Source organism: Ruegeria sp. BHSB058 (assembly GCF_059613285.1).
Window position 1 is genome coordinate 1 of record NZ_JBXWSF010000086.1, and the last position, 17,150, is coordinate 17,150.

19 protein-coding genes and 2 tRNA genes are annotated in these 17,150 nt (G+C 59.3%); 15 read left to right on the plus strand and 6 right to left on the minus strand.

The features are described 5' to 3' along the window. The 3 genes from AC2FNB_RS17480 to AC2FNB_RS17490 form a co-directional block, all read left to right on the plus strand. The coding region (locus tag AC2FNB_RS17480) for a cobalamin-dependent protein (RefSeq protein WP_496748234.1) at window positions 1-251 on the plus strand (251 nt) is incomplete at its 5' end. Between the two features lie 153 nt (window positions 252-404). Continuing rightward, the gene (locus AC2FNB_RS17485; RefSeq protein WP_496748236.1) at window positions 405-1,442 is read left to right on the plus strand and encodes a Hint domain-containing protein; all 1,038 of its coding nucleotides are present in this window, start codon (window positions 405-407) and stop codon (window positions 1,440-1,442) included. Window positions 1,443-1,518: 76 nt separating this feature from the next. Beyond that, window positions 1,519-2,184 carry a DUF1638 domain-containing protein gene (locus AC2FNB_RS17490; RefSeq protein WP_496748238.1) on the plus strand — a complete coding sequence of 222 codons (666 nt, stop codon included), beginning with the start codon at window positions 1,519-1,521 and terminating at the stop codon, window positions 2,182-2,184. Window positions 2,185-2,193: 9 nt separating this feature from the next. On the opposite strand, the gene AC2FNB_RS17495 is transcribed toward AC2FNB_RS17490, so the two are convergent. Beyond that, the gene (locus tag AC2FNB_RS17495; RefSeq protein WP_480750449.1) at window positions 2,194-2,604 is read right to left on the minus strand and encodes a SufE family protein; all 411 of its coding nucleotides are present in this window, start codon (window positions 2,602-2,604) and stop codon (window positions 2,194-2,196) included. A 149-nt stretch (window positions 2,605-2,753) separates the two neighbouring features. On the opposite strand from AC2FNB_RS17495, the gene AC2FNB_RS17500 reads away from it, so the two are divergent. Then, on the plus strand, window positions 2,754-3,263 hold the full coding sequence (locus AC2FNB_RS17500) for a hypothetical protein (RefSeq protein ID WP_480750448.1): 510 nt from the start codon (window positions 2,754-2,756) through the stop codon (window positions 3,261-3,263). 6 nt (window positions 3,264-3,269) lie between these two features. Here the strand turns inward: AC2FNB_RS17500 and rnd are convergent, their stop codons facing one another. The 3 genes from rnd to purM form a co-directional block, all read right to left on the minus strand. Beyond that, window positions 3,270-4,430: a ribonuclease D gene (gene rnd / locus AC2FNB_RS17505; protein ID WP_480750447.1), complete on the minus strand. Its 1,161-nt coding sequence runs from the start codon at window positions 4,428-4,430 to the stop codon at window positions 3,270-3,272. Window positions 4,431-4,547: 117 nt separating this feature from the next. After that, entirely contained in the window at window positions 4,548-5,144 is a 597-nt protein-coding gene (purN, locus tag AC2FNB_RS17510; RefSeq protein ID WP_496748239.1) for a phosphoribosylglycinamide formyltransferase, read from the minus strand. Beyond that, window positions 5,141-6,187, minus strand: a complete 1,047-nt coding sequence (purM, locus tag AC2FNB_RS17515) for a phosphoribosylformylglycinamidine cyclo-ligase (RefSeq protein WP_480750445.1) — start codon at window positions 6,185-6,187, stop codon at window positions 5,141-5,143. The genes purN and purM overlap by 4 nt, the downstream gene beginning before the upstream one ends. 107 nt (window positions 6,188-6,294) lie before the next feature. Between purM and AC2FNB_RS17520 the strand changes: the two genes are divergently transcribed. After that, window positions 6,295-6,371, plus strand: a tRNA-Ile gene (locus tag AC2FNB_RS17520). A gap of 32 nt (window positions 6,372-6,403) precedes the next feature. Here the strand turns inward: AC2FNB_RS17520 and AC2FNB_RS17525 are convergent. Continuing rightward, complete coding sequence (locus AC2FNB_RS17525; protein WP_480750444.1) at window positions 6,404-6,631, minus strand: hypothetical protein; 228 nt, start codon at window positions 6,629-6,631, stop codon at window positions 6,404-6,406. 95 nt (window positions 6,632-6,726) lie between these two features. Further along, window positions 6,727-8,046: an ATP-binding protein gene (locus tag AC2FNB_RS17530; protein WP_496748240.1), complete on the minus strand. Its 1,320-nt coding sequence runs from the start codon at window positions 8,044-8,046 to the stop codon at window positions 6,727-6,729. A gap of 44 nt (window positions 8,047-8,090) precedes the next feature. Between AC2FNB_RS17530 and AC2FNB_RS17535 the strand changes: the two genes are divergently transcribed. The 10 genes from AC2FNB_RS17535 to AC2FNB_RS17580 all read left to right on the plus strand — a co-directional run. Next, entirely contained in the window at window positions 8,091-9,005 is a 915-nt protein-coding gene (locus AC2FNB_RS17535) for an MBL fold metallo-hydrolase (RefSeq protein ID WP_480750442.1), read from the plus strand. Window positions 9,006-9,073: 68 nt separating this feature from the next. Continuing rightward, a tRNA-Asn gene (locus tag AC2FNB_RS17540) sits at window positions 9,074-9,148 on the plus strand. A gap of 204 nt (window positions 9,149-9,352) precedes the next feature. Beyond that, window positions 9,353-9,874, plus strand: coding sequence for a hypothetical protein (locus tag AC2FNB_RS17545; protein WP_480750004.1), 522 nt, complete (start codon window positions 9,353-9,355; stop codon window positions 9,872-9,874). 263 nt (window positions 9,875-10,137) lie between these two features. After that, complete coding sequence (locus AC2FNB_RS17550) at window positions 10,138-11,166, plus strand: alcohol dehydrogenase catalytic domain-containing protein (protein ID WP_496748241.1); 1,029 nt, start codon at window positions 10,138-10,140, stop codon at window positions 11,164-11,166. Window positions 11,167-11,245: 79 nt separating this feature from the next. Continuing rightward, the gene (locus tag AC2FNB_RS17555; RefSeq protein WP_480750002.1) at window positions 11,246-12,121 is read left to right on the plus strand and encodes a branched-chain amino acid ABC transporter permease; all 876 of its coding nucleotides are present in this window, start codon (window positions 11,246-11,248) and stop codon (window positions 12,119-12,121) included. Window positions 12,122-12,125: 4 nt separating this feature from the next. Continuing rightward, window positions 12,126-13,223, plus strand: a complete 1,098-nt coding sequence (locus AC2FNB_RS17560; RefSeq protein ID WP_496748242.1) for a branched-chain amino acid ABC transporter permease — start codon at window positions 12,126-12,128, stop codon at window positions 13,221-13,223. After that, window positions 13,220-13,984: an ABC transporter ATP-binding protein gene (locus AC2FNB_RS17565; protein WP_496748243.1), complete on the plus strand. Its 765-nt coding sequence runs from the start codon at window positions 13,220-13,222 to the stop codon at window positions 13,982-13,984. The genes AC2FNB_RS17560 and AC2FNB_RS17565 overlap by 4 nt, the downstream gene beginning before the upstream one ends. Continuing rightward, entirely contained in the window at window positions 13,981-14,754 is a 774-nt protein-coding gene (locus AC2FNB_RS17570; protein WP_480749999.1) for an ABC transporter ATP-binding protein, read from the plus strand. The genes AC2FNB_RS17565 and AC2FNB_RS17570 overlap by 4 nt, the downstream gene beginning before the upstream one ends. A 5-nt stretch (window positions 14,755-14,759) precedes the next feature. Continuing rightward, window positions 14,760-16,643 carry an AMP-dependent synthetase/ligase gene (locus AC2FNB_RS17575; protein ID WP_496748245.1) on the plus strand — a complete coding sequence of 628 codons (1,884 nt, stop codon included), beginning with the start codon at window positions 14,760-14,762 and terminating at the stop codon, window positions 16,641-16,643. 34 nt (window positions 16,644-16,677) lie between these two features. Beyond that, window positions 16,678-17,150: ABC transporter substrate-binding protein (locus tag AC2FNB_RS17580; protein WP_496748244.1), on the plus strand; the 473-nt coding region annotated here is incomplete at its 3' end.

A 17,150-nucleotide genomic window follows, 5' to 3' on the forward strand; every position in this document is an offset into this window, starting at 1 on the left:
AGAACGAAAAGCCCGACATTCTGGGCATGTCCGCTCTGCTGACCACCACCATGCCGTATATGAAGGTCGTGATCGACACCCTGGTCGAACAAGGCCTGCGTGACGAATACATCGTTCTGGTCGGCGGTGCCCCGCTGAACGAGGAATTTGGCAAGGCCATCGGCGCTGACGCCTATTGCCGTGACGCGGCAGTTGCGGTTGAAACCGCCAAGGATTTCGTCTCGCGCAAGCACAACCAGATGGCTGGCTGAAACACCCCACCAACTCTATGAAAAGGCCGCCCGATCACGGAGCGGCCTTTTCCTATGACAAGTGCGTGAACCGCACCACAATCCCCGACCACCTAATTTACCCCATCTTAACCCCTTGTTATTTAGCGATAGTTAAAAGTTCCAGGGGTTCACATGCCAACTACATTCAACGCTATTTTTCTGGGTACATTTTCCGAGATCGACACTGTCGAAAGTAACAACAACGCAGAAAATGCAGAGGCTCTTGTTGGTCTCACGGTCGGAAGCGAAACCGAGCCATTGTATACAAACGCTGTTACCTGGAGTCCTGTCGGGGATGTCGGCACGTTCTATGACATGAACAACCCACCGTTCGAGCAATTCTCCATCGACAATGGTCCAGCGCAAACCTTTGACGGCGTGGCAATTTACAATGCCACGCTGACTTATGTCGATGGCTCAACTGCCACGATATCCGCTGTGATTTCGCAAGACGTTGATGGAAATACCTATCTCGTACCCGAATTCTCGCCCAATACCGATCAGGATGCTCTCGAAGCCGGCGCTATACAATCGATTTCTCTGGACAGCGTTGCACGAAACACAGGCATTGCCGGCACCAACGCTGATCGGCAAGCATGGAACATAGTCACCTGTTTCGCCAAAGGTACACGTATCAAGACCGCCAAAGGCTGGAAGCGCGTCGAAACCCTCAGACCCGACGACCAAATCTGTACACTGGATAGCGGCCCGCAGGAGTTGCGCTGGATCGGCAGCCGTACGGTAGAGGCAACCGGCGCATATGCTCCGGTGCTGTTCCGCGCAGGCGCCATTGGCAACACCCGGGATCTTTTGGTCTCGCAACAACACCGCATGCTGGTGCGCAACTGGAAAGTCGAACTTCATACGGGCCAGCGCGAAGCGCTGGCACCTGCCAAGTCGCTGATCGACGGCAAGAATATCGTGTTGCAGCCCGGGGGTAGCATCACCTATTTCCACCTGCTTTTCGATCGTCACGAGTTGATCTGGGCCGATGGGTGCATAAGCGAAAGCTTTCATCCCGGCGAATTGGCTTGGAACAGCATGGAAAAGGCGACGCAACAGGAAATCCTGTCTCTCTTTCCTGAAATGGAAGCAAACGGACTGGCCTCATATGGCCCCAGTGCCCGCCCCACTTTGTCTACGTTTGAAACTCAGGTGTCGGTTGCCTGATTTCCAGTGTCGGAACAGGACTTGCCCCGGCGGTCAATGAAGGTAACTCTGAGTGCAACGCACAAGGAGATCTCGATTGACCGCACATCAACCGCCCCAGGATCGCCATCTTACGACCACCGGGTTCGACGCAAAGACCAGCTCGGGGCGTATCCTGCTGGTCGCATGTGGCGCGCTGGCGCGGGAAATCCTGGACATCCGCGACCGCAATGGATGGGATCACATGGATCTCACCTGCCTGCCAGCTATCCTTCACGTCACACCGGAAAAAATCACCGAGGCGGTACAACAAGCGGTCGCCAAGCATAGATCCAAATACGAGAAGATCTTTGTTGTCTACGCCGATTGCGGGACCGGAGGCTTGTTGCAGCGGGCCTGTGACGATCTGGGTGTCGAAATGGTTGCCGGACCACACTGCTATTCCTTTTTCGAAGGTAATGACGCTTTTTCGGCGCGCGACGAAAGTGACACGACGGCGTTTTACCTCACCGATTTCCTGACCCGTCAGTTTGATGCGTTCGTATGGAAACCTTTGGGGCTTGATCGCCATCCACAGCTCAGGGACATGTATTTTGGCAATTACACCAAACTGGTCTATCAGGCGCAGACGAACGATCCGGCATTGGTCGAAAAGGCAAAGGCCTGCGCCGCGCGGATGGGGCTGGAATTCGAATATCGCTTCACCGGTTATGGCGATCTGGAAACCACGCTTACCGATTGGTCTGAGCGGGTTTCAGAATAAAGGCACCGCTCACACGTTCTCTGATGCGACATCGCGGATACGTTCGATCATCGAGCGCAGACCATTTGACCGCTGGGCCGACAGATGCTCGTTCAGACCCAACCGCTCCAGTTCCGCCCGTGCGTCGACCTTGGGAACCTCACCCACTGGCAAGCCATTGTAAAGCGAGCGCAAAACCGCGATCAAGCCGCGCACGATCAGGGCATCACTGTCACCATCAAAACTGAAAACTCCGTTTTCGATGGTCGGATGCAACCAAACCTGACTGGCGCAGCCATGCACCTTGGTCGCGGGTACCTTGAGCGCCTCGTCAAGGGGCTCCATCGCCTTGCCCTGCTCGATCACATGACGATAGCGGTCTTCCCAGTCCTCCAGGAACTCGAAGTCTTCGACAATTTCCTCAAAGGCGGGGCTGGCCATGCGGCGATCCTCTCAAATCTTCGTCAAACTGTGACCTAAGCCCGCGCCAGGGCCGTGTCCAGCCCCGCCACGTCTTTTCAAGCCGGTTCATTTAGGCTAACCCGTTTTCAGGTTGCTCCTTCAACGTGTTGGTTGTCATGAACAAATCTTTGCCAGTTCTCCTTATGGTTGCCGCTTTGACGCTGTCTGCCTGCGGCAGTTGGCGCGACTCTCGCGCAAATCCGTCCAACTGGTTCGGCAAAAGCACGCCAAGCGAACCAACACAGGTTGATGAAACCAACGCACTGATCCCGCAAAGAGGCGGCAAAGGTCTGTTTGATGGGCCTGAAGCCGTGGACATCAGCGTTCCTATTGCCACGGTTACCGAGCTCCGGGTGGATCCCACATCGACCGGCGCGATACTGGTTGCAACAGGCGTTGCTGCCCGACAGGGTGCCTATGACGCACAATTGCGGCTGAATTCATCCGAAGAAGATCAAAAGAACGGCGTTCTCGCCTTCACATTCCGCGTTGTCTATCCCGATTATGCCACCGCGCAAGGGACGGAACGCACTCGCACAATCACCGAGGCGGTCAATCTGAGCAAACAGGATCTTGAGGGTATTCGGCTCATCCGCGTCTCGGCTGCGCAAAACGCTCGCGAAACCCGCAGGCGCTGACGCCGGTCAGCCCAGCGGAACGACCCGAACGGTCTGCCCTTTGGCTGCCAGCGCAATCTGACCGTCGCAAAGCCGCAGGGCGTCTTCTCCGAACACTTCATACCGCCACCCCGACAGCGATGGTACATCGCGTTCTCCGGCCGCAATCAAATCAAGCTCGGCGCTGTTGGCGATCAGTTTTGCAGCAACACCTGCGCTTTCAGTTTTCGATTTCAGAAGCACTCGCAGCAGATCGGCCAAGGCGGGGTTGACCTGAATCTTGTCCCGGCTCTTGTCGATCTTTGGCAGTTTGTCCGGGGGACATTCAATACCCTGCGCCACCGCCGCCAGAATGCCATCGGCAATGGCCCCTTTTCGCGCCTCGCGCAGCAGCAGGCGTGACCCCCCCAGATCGGCCGGGGTTCTGGGCTTGGTCGAGGCCAGTTCGATCAAAGCGTCGTCCTTGAAGACCCGGTTGCGCGGAACATTGTTTTCCTGCGCATAAGCTTCGCGGAATTTGGCCAGTTCCCGAACCATTGCAAGGAACTTGGCCGAATTCGTGCGTGTCTTGATGCGACGCCACGCCTCTTCGGGGCGAATGTCATACGTGGCCGGATCGGTCAGGATCTGCAATTCTTCCGCAACCCAGTGGTCCCGTCTGGTTTTCTTCAGCTCCGCCGCCAGGAACTCATAGATCTTGCGCAAATGCGTCACGTCCGCCAGCGCATAGGTCTTTTGCGCGTCGGTCAGTGGGCGGCGCGACCAGTCGGTAAACCGCGAGGTCTTGTCCACCCCCTGCTTGCAGATCTTGCGCACAAGGGTTTCATAGCCTACCTGCTCGCCAAATCCGCATACCATCGCGGCCACCTGGGTATCGAACAACGGTTCGGGGAATACACCGGATTCGACCCAGAATATTTCCAGATCCTGCCGCGCCGCATGAAACACTTTGACCACATTTTCGTTGCGAAACAGTTCCAGCAACGGTTCCAGCGACATCCCTTCCGCCAACGGATCGACCAGCACGGCGCTGTCCTCCCCCTCGGCGGGAAGGGCCAATTGAACGAGACACAGTTTCGAGTAATAGGTCCGCTCGCGAAGAAACTCGGTATCGACGGTGACATAAGGGTGCGCGGCGGCGGCCTTGCAGAATTCCGCAAGCTCGGGCGTGGTGGTAAGGGTTTTCATAAGCGGTTTTGTTTCTTGCACTTTTTATTCATTCCAAAACTCAAAGACCCCACACATCCCCGAGCAATTCCTGAACCATAGGACAAAGCTGGCGCGGCTGTAAACGCCGACAAGGGATCACGGCAACAGAACCGGCGTTGTGTTGCCAGAAGAGAACCGCCGCAAAACCGCCGGATAAAGTTTATGTTCCCACTTCAGCACCCGCGCCGCGAGGGATTCGGGCGTATCGCCGGGTTCGATCTGAATTCGCGCCTGCCCCAGAATGGGGCCGTCATCCAGCGCTGCGGTCACCTCGTGCACGGTGCAGCCGTGTTCGGCGTCACCCGCCGCGATGGCGCGCGCATGGGTGTTGAGCCCCTTGTACTTGGGGAGAAGCGAGGGATGGATATTCAGCATCCGTCCCTGAAACTGTGACACGAACCCGCCTGTGAGCACGCGCATGAACCCGGCGAGACAGACAATGTCGACTGCGGCCTCCAGCAACGGTTTCACCAGTTCGGCCTCAAACGCCGCGCGATCCCCGCCAAAAGGCCTATGATCGACAACTGCGGTCGGCACACCGCGATCCGCCGCCTTCTGCAATCCGCCGGCCTGCGCGTCGTTCGACATCACAAGGCACGGTCGCGCCGGGTGGTCACCGGACATGCTGTCGACCAGCGACACCATGTTCGACCCCCCCCCGGATATCAGGATGGCAACGCGCTTATGACTCACAACAGCGCGCCTGTGTAAGTCACACCGGGTGTTCCGGTTACGCTGCCGATGCGCGATACGGTTTCCCCTTCGGCCCGCAGCAGCGCGGCCAGATCATCGGCTTTGTCCGGCGCACAGACAACAATCATGCCTACACCGCAATTGAAGGTCTTGAGCATCTCGGCCTCGGCTATACCACCGGTTTCGGCCATCCACCGGAACACGGGTGGCAGATCCCACGCATCAAGGTCAATGGTCGCTCCAGCGCCTTCCGGCAGGACCCGCGGCAGGTTCTCGGTAAGCCCACCGCCGGTGATATGGGCCAGCGCATGCACGCCCCCCTCCCGGATCGCCGCCAGAGCAGATTTCACGTAAAGCCGAGTCGGCGTCAGCAGCACCTTTCCCATCGCGCCTTCGGCAAATGGACACTCCGATTCCCAGTTAAGTCCGGAATGTTCCACCAACCGGCGAACCAATGAATAGCCATTGGAATGGACCCCGTCCGAGGCCAGCCCAAGCAGCACGTCACCCTCCTGCACGCCCGCAGGCAGCGCCGTTCCGCGCTCCATCGCGCCGACAGCAAAACCTGCCAGGTCGAAATCCCCCGCCGGATACATCCCGGGCATTTCTGCCGTCTCACCACCGATCAGTGCACAGCCCGAGCGCACGCAGCCTTCGGCAATACCTTCGATGATCCGCGCGGCCGTTTCCGTCTCCAGCTTTCCTGTTGCGAAATAATCAAGGAAAAACAAAGGTTCCGCGCCCTGACAGATCAGATCGTTCACGCACATCGCCACCAGATCGATGCCGACCCCGTCAACCACCCCGGTATCAATGGCAATCCGCAGCTTGGTGCCGACACCATCGGTTGCCCCCACCAGAATCGGGTCGCTGTATCCAGCCGCCTTGAGGTCGAACAACGCGCCAAAACCGCCCAGCCCGCTTGCCACGCCAGGCCGGTCGGTTCGCTTTGCCGCAGGTTTGATACGGTCGACCAGTGCGTTGCCCGCATCGATATCCACGCCCGCATCGGCATACGTCATGCCGCTTTTGCCCGTTGTCATGGCTGAACCCTCATGAATGCTTTGAGCGCGGGTTAGTCGATTGTGCGCCTGCATGCAACGGTCAGGCTTGACGCGGGCGACACGCGTGATACGCAATGCGCTCAGGCGGGCCTGTAGCTCAATTGGTTAGAGCAGAGCGCTCATAACGCTTTGGTTGGGGGTTCGAGTCCCTCCGGGCCTACCAATCCGCCCTTTTCACTTACGAAAACTGCGTTTTTAGCCGCCGACATAGACACCGTCCTTTGGACGATAGAAAATCTTCTGATCGTGCAATCGGCCTAGCAGGTCATGGATTCGGCGCACGGTTTCTGCGCGTTTGGCTCGGTTTGCGTCATCCTCTTCCGCCGGTCGGTGTGAAATAGACGCCGAGGCGGTCCGCAAGGCCATTTCGATCAGATCCACATCCTCGACCGACAACTCGAACATGTCATTGAATTGCGGCATTCTATCCCTCCTTGGCTGGCGTCTCGGTAAATTGGGTTCATTCGCACCGGGCGCATTCCCCTTATACCATCCGATCTGCCAAAGCGCTCCGGCTTTTACCGAGCGATAACGATATCCGCGCGCAAACCGCCCAGCTTTTCGCTTTCGCCCAACCGCAACATTCCCCCATGGGCACGGGCCACATCGGCGACAATGGCCAGGCCCAGCCCGACACCGCCGCCCTGATTCTGATTGCGCGCGGGATCAAGCCGCGCGAATGGTTTGATCGCCTCGCCGCGCTGTTCGACCGGGATGCCCGGCCCATCGTCCTCGACCCGAATGCGCAAGGATTTCGACGTGACGGCACAGCTCACGTCGGCCCTCGTGCCGTAGCGCACCGCATTGCCGATCAGGTTCTCGACCGCCCGTCGAATCGCCGTCGGGCGCAATGTCACAGGCTCCGAACCCTCGCATGTGCCCAATTCCACCTGACGCCCTGCCCGCCTGGCATCCTCGACGATCTGGCCCAGCAACGATGCTATGTCGACCACTTCGGGTGCGCCTTCCGAGGCTCCTCGCGTGAAATCAAGAAATGTGTCCAGCAAACGCTGCATTTCATCGACGTCCTGCAATAGCGGCGCCGCCTCGTCGTCGGGCATCATCGCAAGCCCGAGTTTCAGACGTGTCAGCGGCGTGCGCAGATCGTGGCTCACGCCAGACAGCATCAGGGTACGTTGTTCGATCTGCCGTTCGATCCGGGCGCGCATGTCCAGAAACGCGCTGCCGGCGGTACGCACCTCTATCGCGCCTCGTGGTGAATAGGGCACCACTCTACCCCGCCCGAACGCCTGCGCCGCGTCCGCCAGTTTGGCAATGGGTTTGAGCTGGTTACGCATGTAAAGAAAGGAAATCGACGTCATCAGCACTGCAAAAAACACCATCGTCACGATCAACTGATGAGGTGCTGCGGGCGACAGGCGGCGACGGTCGAACGTCAACTGCAACGCGCCAAGACGCGTGTTCAGAATCAGCACGGTTTCACGGCTGCTGGGCAAAAGCACAGCTCTCGCATCAGGCAACAGCCGGTGTATGTTTTCCTGCACGATCTTTCCGGTCAGATCGTACCAGCGCCGCGTATCCACATCGGGAACCTCCGGCATTTCCAAAAACCGCGCCTGCATGTCAAGCGCATTCAGTGTCGGCCCCATTTTGGCAAGCGCGTCTTGCCGGTTCGAGGTGCCCTGCATCTGATCCTGCAGCAAACTGATTTCGCGCGACACCGTCAGCGTCATCTGCATGGTAACGTCTTCCAGATGGCGCTGCAGAAACGCTACCGCAACCACCAGCAGAACCACCACCATCGGCAGAGCCAGGATCAGGGCCGCTCGTGCATAGAGACTACGCGGCATATAAGGTTTGAGCCAGCGGAAGGACATGCGCTAAGCGTAGCGGGCCACCGGAACAAGAGGAAGAGGTCAAGATGCAACCGCCCGACGATTTCCAACCGCCTGTCGGCGTACCCTTCGAACTTGAACCGGGCCTGCGCCGCATCCTCGCCCCCAACCCCTCTCCCATGACCTATCGCGGCACCAACACCTACCTGGTGGGGCATACCGATCTTGCAATTATCGATCCGGGTCCATTGCAGAAGGCCCACCTGGCCGCCATTCAAGCCGCATTGCTGCCCGGCCAACGCATCAGCCATATTTTCGTCACCCACACACATCTGGATCATTCGCCGCTGGCCGCCCCTTTGGCCGAACAAACCGGAGCAACCGTCTTCGCCTTTGGTGGGCCAGAGGCCGGGCGCAGCGCCGTGATGAGGGAACTTGCCGCCGACGGCATGGCTGGTGGCGGCGAAGGCATCGACAAAGACTTTCGCCCGGGTGTCGAGGTCGCGGACGGCGAGATCGTCCAGGGTGACGGTTGGGAACTGGAAGTCATCCACACACCCGGACATCTTGGCAATCACATAGCCTTGGCGTGGCGCGGTCACTGCTTTACCGCTGATCACGTGATGGGCTGGGCCAGCTCTCTGGTGTCTCCGCCGGACGGCGACCTGACCGATTTCATGGCGTCCTGCCGCCGGTTGCGCAAAAAAGATTGGACGGTATTCCACCCCGGCCATGGAGCCCCGGTGATCGACCCCGCGGGTCGCCTCGACTGGCTGATTTCGCACAGGCTGGGACGTGAGCGCGCGATACTGGAACAACTCGACTCTACCCCGCTCACTGCCCGCGAACTGGCAGAGCGCATCTATACCGACACACCCGTGGCACTTCTGCCCGCGGCCGAACGCAATGTTTTTGCTCATCTTGTTGATCTTTTGGGGAAATCCAAAGTTCAACCGATCGATTCCCTGTCTTCGGCCTCGCGGTTCCGGCACAGTGGTTAAAAATGTGCGTTTCCCGTGCCGAACCCTCTGGACGCCGAAAACCGGTGTTGCTATACGGCGCGCACCGTTCCGGCGTAGCTCAGCGGTAGAGCAGTTGACTGTTAATCAATTGGTCGTAGGTTCGATCCCTACCGCCGGAGCCAACAGATTAGAAAAGGGGTTCGACACATAGTGTCGGACCCCTTTTTCGCTTGGCCGCCACGCGTATGGCATATTACCGCCCAGTTTCCCCGCACACTCAGCAAGGAATGGCTCAACGCACCGGAATGACGGGATTTTCCTGAATCTTCCCCTTTAATGCCCTCAGAATGAAAGCCATGTCTGGGGCGAATTTGAAGGAGAACAGAATGTCCCGTATTCTTGTCATAGCTGTGCTACTGGCCGCCGCAGGCGCCAGTGCCTATTACATTCTCACACGACCCGAACCCACACCTGCCGAGCGTCTGGAAAATGCCGCGCAGGAGGCCGGCGACGCCGTCGGCGAAGCCGCACAAGCCGTAACCGAAGCCGCAAGCGAAGCCGTCCAGAACGCGACGCAACAGGCCAACGAGGCGGCATCCTCCGTCTCTCAACAAGCCTCTGACGCGGCCGATCAGGCAAGCGCCGCCGTCGATACCGCCGCCCAGGCCGCAAACGAACAGATTGCCGCATTGGGCGATCAGGGCAATGCGCTGATCCAGTCCTGGCAGGACAGCGGTATCCTGACCGAGGCCGGGTTCGACTACGACAAAATGATGACCGCGGTTCAGGCCAGCCCGCTGACCGAATCCGTCAAAGCCGAAGCGGCGACGATTCTTGCCGATATCAAGGCCGCGCCCGATACCTTTGCCGAAAAGTTCGAAGAGCTGAAAAAGTTGCTGGCGCAATAACCAAAAAGGGTTTGGCGGCCACGTCCGCCACGCCCCCCCGGGCCGCGATTTCCGCCACGTCATCACAGCGCAAAATTGACGAATGCCCGCGCCGCATGCTTGGGTTGGATCATCCATTTCCAGAACCGGACCCGATTGTGACCCTGACTGCCCCGACCTCCTGCGTCACTCCAGACAGCCAAACCAATATCGAATCAAGGATTTAACCGACGTTGCTCCGTTGAGACCTTTCGCTTGCCTGACCGATGCCAAGGATTGCCGATATGACCGATCTTCCCGAAACCATGTTCGCGATCCTGCAAACGCATGACGGTTTTTCCGGCACCGCGACCGGACCTGAAATCACCGATGCCGCCGACTGGCTGACCGGTGCCGAGATACCGGTGCCGACCCCCGGGCCGGGACAGGTCCTGATCCGTCTGCGCGCAGCTTCGGTCAACCCGTCCGATCTGCACTTCATCAAGGGCGAATACGGCCAGCCCCGCGTCAAGGGCGCTCCGGCGGGGTTCGAAGGGTGTGGCGACGTGGTCGCGACCGGAACCGGGGCCGAAGGGTTGCAGGGACAGCGCGTGGCCTTTGTCGCCGCTGGCGCCGGCGCCTGGGCGGAATACGTGGTCACACAGGCGCAGATGTGCATCCCCTTGCGTCCCGATATCTCCGACGAGGACGGCGCGGCGCAGATCGTGAACCCCATGACAGCCATGGCGATGGTCGATATCGCCCGCACCGAAGGCGAGGCATTTGTGCTTTCCGCCGCAACCAGCCAGCTGGGCAAGCTGATGTGCAGCCTTGGGCGCGATCTGGGCCTGAAACCCATCGCTCTCGTCCGGCGCGCCGAAGCGGCAGACGCACTGAAACAGTTGGGCGCGGCCGAGGTTCTGGTCACCTCTGATCCGGAGTTTGCACAGAAATTCGCGGCGCTCAGCAAGGATCTGAAACCGCGCGTGTTTCTGGATGCCGTCTCGGACCAGGTGTCGGAACAGGTCTTTACCGCGATGCCCAACAATGCGCGCTGGATCAGTTACGGCAAGCTCAGCGCCGAGTTACCCAGCCTCACGCAGATGGGGCAGCTCATCTTCATGGGCAAGCGGATCGAAGGGTTCTGGCTGACCAGCTGGATGACGGACACACCGCCCGCCGACCAGATGCGCGTTGTGGCCGAGGTGCAGGCCCGTTTTGCCGATGGCCGCTGGAAAACCGACGTCTCGGCCCATCTGCCATTGCGAAAGGTTGTTTCAGGCTTGGCGGGCGCCCTGGAAAAGACGGATGGAAAGGTGATGATCACACCGTAATATGGCCTTGACCCCGGCGAAGTGAGGAGCGCCGGGTCATGACAAGGGACGCCGGGCCCACCGGCGCGGGGAGGACAAGTTGGACAACGTGCAGCTGCTGATCAGCGGGCTGGCAAACGGCTGTGTCTACGGCCTGATCGCACTTGGCTTTGTGCTGATCTACAAGGCGACCGAGGCGGTGAACTTCGCGCAGGGCGATTTCATGATGCTGGGCGCCTTTGTGACCATCGGCCTGACCAACACCGAATATATGGGCCTGCCTTTCTGGCTGGCGCTTCCGGTCTCCTTGGGCATCATGGCTGGTCTGGGCTATCTGCTCGACCGCCTGATCATCCGGCGCATGTTTGGCGAAAGCCAGACCTCGGTCGTGATCCTGACCATCGCACTGGGCTTTGTGATCCGCTTTGTCGCCGGTCTGATCTGGGGGCATGAACCACAGACCCTGCAAAACCCGCTGGCGGGCAAGGAGGTGCGCTTTGGCGGCCTCGTGCTGGGGATGGAGGATGTCGCTGTCATCATCGTCACCATTCTGCTCACCTGGGGTCTTTATGTCTTTTTCAGCCGCACCAGGCTGGGTCTGGCGATGCAGGGCGCCTCGCAGAACCAGCTGGCAGCTTATTACATGGGCATTCCTGTCAAACGGATTCAGGGCCTGATCTGGGCCCTGGCCGGTGCGGTCGCGGCCGTTGCGGGCATCCTCTTTGCCGCCAAGGGTTCGGTCGATCCCAATACCGGGCTCTTGGGGATCAAGGCCTTTGCGGCGGCGGTGATCGGCGGCTTCGGCAGCCTGCCGGGCGCGCTTGCGGGAGGGCTGATCGTGGGCGTCATCGAACCCTTTGCCAGCCGCTACATCGCCGCCGGCTACAGCCAGATCGCCCCCTATGCGCTTTTGCTGGCGGTCCTGATCTTCCGCCCGCACGGCCTGTTCAGCCAAGTGCGCGTCAAGAAGGTCTAGCCCCATGCGGATCGTGTTCAAAACCAACTACATGCAGGATATCCACCCGTGGAAAGACGGCTATCAGCTCGGTCTGTATCTGGTCCTGCTGGCCGTTGTCGCCCTCGCGCCGTGGTGGCTGGACGATTTCTATCTGGGCGAGTTGACCAACGTCCTGATCTGGGCCATTGCCGGGCTGGGCCTGATGATCCTGACCGGCCATACCGGGCAGGCCAGCCTCGGCCATGCCGCGTTTCTCGCCATCGGCTGCTATGCCAACGTCATCCTGATCGAGGCGGGCGTGCCGTTCCTCATCGCCTTCCCTTTGGCAGGGCTGATCACCGGCATCGCGGGCGCGATAATCGCCATCCCTGCCCTGCGTCTGCATGGTATCTACCTGGCGATCTTCACGCTGGCGCTGTCGATCCTGATGGACGACATCATCGTCCTCAGCGAGCCGATCACCGGCGGCGTCGCGGGCAAGTACATTGGCGGGGTCGAGATCTTTGGCGTCCTCGTCGATCGCTGGGGCACGCCCGTCCCGTTCTACTGGCTGACCCTCATCGTCACCGTTCTGGTGACGCTGGGCTATATCAACCTGCTGCGAGCGCCGCTGGGCCGCAGCTTCATCGCCGTGCGCGACTCCGAGGTGTCGGCACAGGCGATGGGCGTCGATATCTCGCGCACCAAGACCGTCTCGTTCGGCATCTCCTGCGCCGTCACCGGTTGGGCCGGAGCGTTGATGGGGCTCTATTCCGGCGCCTTCAATAACGAAACCTTCAGCGTGGTGATCTCGATCCAGCTTCTGATGATGATCGTCATTGGCGGCCTCGGCTCGATCCACGGGGCATTCTTCGGCGCCATCGTCATCGGCTTCCTGCCACAGTTCCTGTCCATCGCCAAGGAATATGTCGGCGCCGTCATCGGCGGCAACACCGTTGCCATCCCGGGCCTGGAATTCGGCGTTTTCGGCATGATCCTCATCGCCTTCATCCTGTTCGAACCGATGGGCATCTACGGCCGCTGGCTGAAGATCCGCACCTGGTTCGAACTTTTCCCCTTTTACCGCAAGGACATGTTCCGACGACAGAAATCCTATCTGAAAACGGAGCGTCTGAGATGAGCCTGCTGGAACTGGAACACGTCACGCTTAAATTCGGCGGCCTGACGGCGGTGGACGATCTGACCTTTTCCGTCCACGAGGGCGAGGTATTTGCAATCGTCGGCCCCAACGGCGCCGGAAAATCCACCGTTTTCAACCTGATATCGCGCTTTTATGATCCAGCTCAGGGATCTGTCCGGTTTGACGGCCACGACCTGCTGGCGGTCAATCCATCGGGCGTTGCGGCCTATGGCGTGGCCCGGACGTTTCAGAACATCGAACTGTTCGAACACGCCACCGTGCTGCAAAACCTTCTGGTCGGGCGGCACCGCCACCGCAAAAGCAACCTGCTGACCGAGCTGTTTTTCACTCCCTCGGCCAAACGGCAGGAACTGGAAAACCGCGAAAAGGTCGAAGAGATCATCGATTTCCTCGACCTGCAGGCCTATCGCGACAAGATGATCGCCGGCCTGCCCTATGGCGTGCGCAAAGTGGTCGAGGTCGCCCGCGCGCTGGCGACGGAACCGCGCCTGCTGCTGCTCGATGAACCTGCCTCGGGGCTCTCGGTCGAGGAAACCACCGACATGCGCTGGTGGATCGACGATATCCGCCGCCAGATGGGCATTACCGTCTTGATGGTCGAACATGACATGGGGCTTGTCTCGGGCGTCTCCGACCGTGTGCTGGCCATGGCCGATGGCGCGAAACTTGCCCTTGGAACACCCTCGCAGGTGCAATCCCACCCCGCCGTGATCGAGGCATACCTTGGGAAAGCATCATGAGCGAACCCATCCTCAAGATCCGCAATGTCGAAAGCTTCTATGGCCCGATCATGGCCATTCGCGGCGTGTCGCTTGATGTGCATGCCGGGCGCATCGTTTCGATTCTGGGCGCCAACGGCGCGGGCAAGACCACGCTGATGAAGACCGTCTCGGGCGTGATGGATCCGGAAAAAGGCACGATCACCTTCGAAGGCGAAGAAATACAAGGGTCCGAGCCGCACAAGGTGGTGCAAAGGGGGATCGTCCACGTTCCCGAAGGGCGTGAGGTCTTTCCCCTGCTCACCGTCGACGAAAACCTGAGCCTCGGGGCCTATACCATTAAAAACAAAACACAAATCGAACGGGACAGGGATATGGTCTTTTCCTATTTCCCGATCCTCGGGGACCGCCGCGATCAAGAGGCCGGAACGCTGTCGGGCGGACAGCAACAGATGCTGGCCATCGGCCGGGGCCTGATGGCAAACCCCAAGATCATGCTGCTGGACGAACCCTCATTGGGCCTGTCCCCCATTCTGGTGCAGGAAATTTTCGCCATCCTAAAACGCCTGAATACGGAACAGAACATGACGATGATGCTGGTCGAGCAGAATGCCAGCGCCGCGCTTGAACTGGCCCATGACGGTTACGTCATGGAGGTCGGGCGGATCGTCATGGATGGGCCCGCCAGCGAGTTGATGAAATCCGAAGACATCCAGAACTTTTATCTGGGCGTTCAGGAAGAAGGCGCGCGCGAAAACCGGCGCTGGAAACGCAAAAAGACGTGGAGGTGAGCAAGATGGACGCCAACCGCCTGCCCGCGCAAACCCTCATCAACAGTGTCAGCTTCAACGCCACGCCGGGCCAGCGCCCGGTTCTGGTCGACGGCACCACAACCATCGCCGGATTGTTCCAGAAACGTTGTGCCGAACTGGGCAAGCGGACCGCGCATCGCGAAAAGGATTTCGGCATATGGAAATCCTACTCCTGGGCGGATTACTGGCAACACGCCAAATGGATCGGCCTGGCCCTGCGCAAGCTCGGCCTGCAACGCGGCGACGTCGTCTCGATCCTGTCCGAAGACCGCAAGGAATGGGCCTGGTTCGACATGGGGATCCAATGCGTCGGCGGCATCGCATCGGGCGTCTACACCACCGATTCCGCCAGCCAGCTGTCCTATCTGGTCACCGACAGCGACAGCCGCTTTCTGATCGTCGAAGACGAAGAGCAACTGGACAAGTTCCTGCAGATCGAAGACGAGGTTCCGGGCCTTTCAAAGGTGATCATTCTCGAAGACGAGGGGCTGCACGATCTCGACCACCCCCGCTGCATGATGATTGACCACTTGTATGAAATAGGTCGTCAGGCCGAACAGGATCAACCCGGTGTGTTCGAGGCCCAGATTGCCCTGGCGCAACCCGAAGACATCGCTTTGCTCATCTACACCTCCGGCACCACCGGACTGCCCAAAGGCGCAATGCTCAGCAACGAGAACATTTTGTCCGCCATCGAAGCGGGTGCGCACGGCCTGCCCTCGTTCGAGACCGACGAACAGCTATGTTTCCTGCCGCTCTGTCATATTCTGGAACGCGACGTTTCGATCTATTTCCCGCTCGCCTCCAAATCCACGGTAAATTTCGCGGAAAGCCCCGAGACGGTTTTTGCCAACCTGCAGGAGGTCTCCCCCAACACCTTCACCGCCGTCCCGCGCGTATGGGAAAAAATCTACTCGCAGGTCCTGATCATGGCGCAGGAGGCGACGCCCATCGGCCAAGCCGCATTCGCCATGGCGTTGCAAGCAGGACAAAGGCGCGCGCGCTATCTCCTCCGGAACGAGCCTGTCCCCGCTTCCGTGGCCGCCCGGTTCTGGGTCTGGGACCGGCTGGTTTTACGCAACCTGCGCCGGATGCTGGGCATGGACAGGTTAAGGCGCGGCGGAACGGGCGCCGCCCCGATCTCGCCCGAGTTGCTGAAATGGTATTGGGCGATCGGGGTTCCTCTGGTCGAAGGGTACGGCATGACCGAGACCTCGGGCATCGCCACGATCAACACGCCGGGCAAGAATCGGATCGGTACAATTGGGAAAGCCGTACCCGGAATCGATGTACGAATTGCACAGGACGGCGAAATACAGGTGTACGGTTTGAACACTTTTCAGGGTTACTGGCGCAACAATGAAAAAACCGCCGAAACCTTCACCGCCGACGGATGGCTTCGCACGGGCGATATCGGGCGTATGGACGACGACGGTTTTGTCACCATCACCGGCCGCCTGAAAGACATCATCATCACCGCCGGCGGCAAGAACATCACGCCGGCCGAGATCGAAAGCCGCCTGAAATTCAGCCACTATATTTCCGATGCAGTGATCATCGGCGACCGGCGCAAGTATCTGACGGCATTGATAATGATTGATCAGGAGAACGTCGAGAAATACGCTCAGGACCACAAGATACCGTTTTCGAACTTCGCCTCGCTTTGTGCCGCACCCGAGGTTCGCAGCCTGATCGGAGCCGAAATTGAGGCAGTAAATCAAGAGTTTGCGCGCGTCGAACAGATCAAGGATTTCCGCCTGATCGATGTCCTTCTCACCGCCGAGGACGAGGAACTGACCGCAACGATGAAACTGAAACGGAGCTTCGTTGAAATGAAACACGCACATCTGATCGAAGATATGTATTGATAAAACATGGGATTACCCAAAAGGGAGGAGAGAAATGAGAAAGACAATTCTGAGGCTCGCCGCCGCCGCGGCCCTGACGGCAACGGCTACATTGACCAGCGCCGAAACCCAGGGCGTCACCGACGATGAAATCGTCATTGGTTCGGTCAACGACCTCTCCGGCATTTTCGCCGCCGTCGGCGTTCCGGCAGTAAAAGGCGCCAACGTGGTCTTTGACCGGGTGAATGCGGAAGGCGGCGTTCACGGCCGCAAGATCCGCTATGTCGTTGAAGACAATGGATATCAGATGCCACGCGCGATGCAGGGCTACAACAAGCTGCTCAATCGCGACAAGGTGTTCGCCATGCTGCAAAGCCTTGGCACCCCCATGAACCTTGCCGGCTTCAAGCTGCTGGATCCCAAGGGCATTCCGAATGTCGCGCCGCTGTCTGCCGCGCGCCAGATGCTTCAGGACCCGATGCACAATAAATTTACTTCGTTTTCAAGCTATTACGACCAAAGCCGGGT

What these genes read in the sequence shown, in the direction of transcription:
- AC2FNB_RS17565 (WP_496748243.1), top strand. Translation starts at nt 13,220, where the DNA reads ATGAGCCTGCTGGAACTGGAACACGTCACGCTTAAATTCGGCGGCCTG.
- AC2FNB_RS17545 (WP_480750004.1), top strand. Translation starts at nt 9,353, where the DNA reads ATGTCCCGTATTCTTGTCATAGCTGTGCTACTGGCCGCCGCAGGCGCC.
- AC2FNB_RS17485 (WP_496748236.1), top strand. Translation starts at nt 405, where the DNA reads ATGCCAACTACATTCAACGCTATTTTTCTGGGTACATTTTCCGAGATC.
- purM (WP_480750445.1), bottom strand. Translation starts at nt 6,187, where the DNA reads ATGACAACGGGCAAAAGCGGCATGACGTATGCCGATGCGGGCGTGGAT.
- AC2FNB_RS17495 (WP_480750449.1), bottom strand. Translation starts at nt 2,604, where the DNA reads ATGGCCAGCCCCGCCTTTGAGGAAATTGTCGAAGACTTCGAGTTCCTG.
- AC2FNB_RS17525 (WP_480750444.1), bottom strand. Translation starts at nt 6,631, where the DNA reads ATGCCGCAATTCAATGACATGTTCGAGTTGTCGGTCGAGGATGTGGAT.
- AC2FNB_RS17535 (WP_480750442.1), top strand. Translation starts at nt 8,091, where the DNA reads ATGCAACCGCCCGACGATTTCCAACCGCCTGTCGGCGTACCCTTCGAA.
- AC2FNB_RS17560 (WP_496748242.1), top strand. Translation starts at nt 12,126, where the DNA reads ATGCGGATCGTGTTCAAAACCAACTACATGCAGGATATCCACCCGTGG.
- AC2FNB_RS17575 (WP_496748245.1), top strand. Translation starts at nt 14,760, where the DNA reads ATGGACGCCAACCGCCTGCCCGCGCAAACCCTCATCAACAGTGTCAGC.
- AC2FNB_RS17550 (WP_496748241.1), top strand. Translation starts at nt 10,138, where the DNA reads ATGACCGATCTTCCCGAAACCATGTTCGCGATCCTGCAAACGCATGAC.
- rnd (WP_480750447.1), bottom strand. Translation starts at nt 4,430, where the DNA reads ATGAAAACCCTTACCACCACGCCCGAGCTTGCGGAATTCTGCAAGGCC.
- AC2FNB_RS17570 (WP_480749999.1), top strand. Translation starts at nt 13,981, where the DNA reads ATGAGCGAACCCATCCTCAAGATCCGCAATGTCGAAAGCTTCTATGGC.
- AC2FNB_RS17530 (WP_496748240.1), bottom strand. Translation starts at nt 8,046, where the DNA reads ATGTCCTTCCGCTGGCTCAAACCTTATATGCCGCGTAGTCTCTATGCA.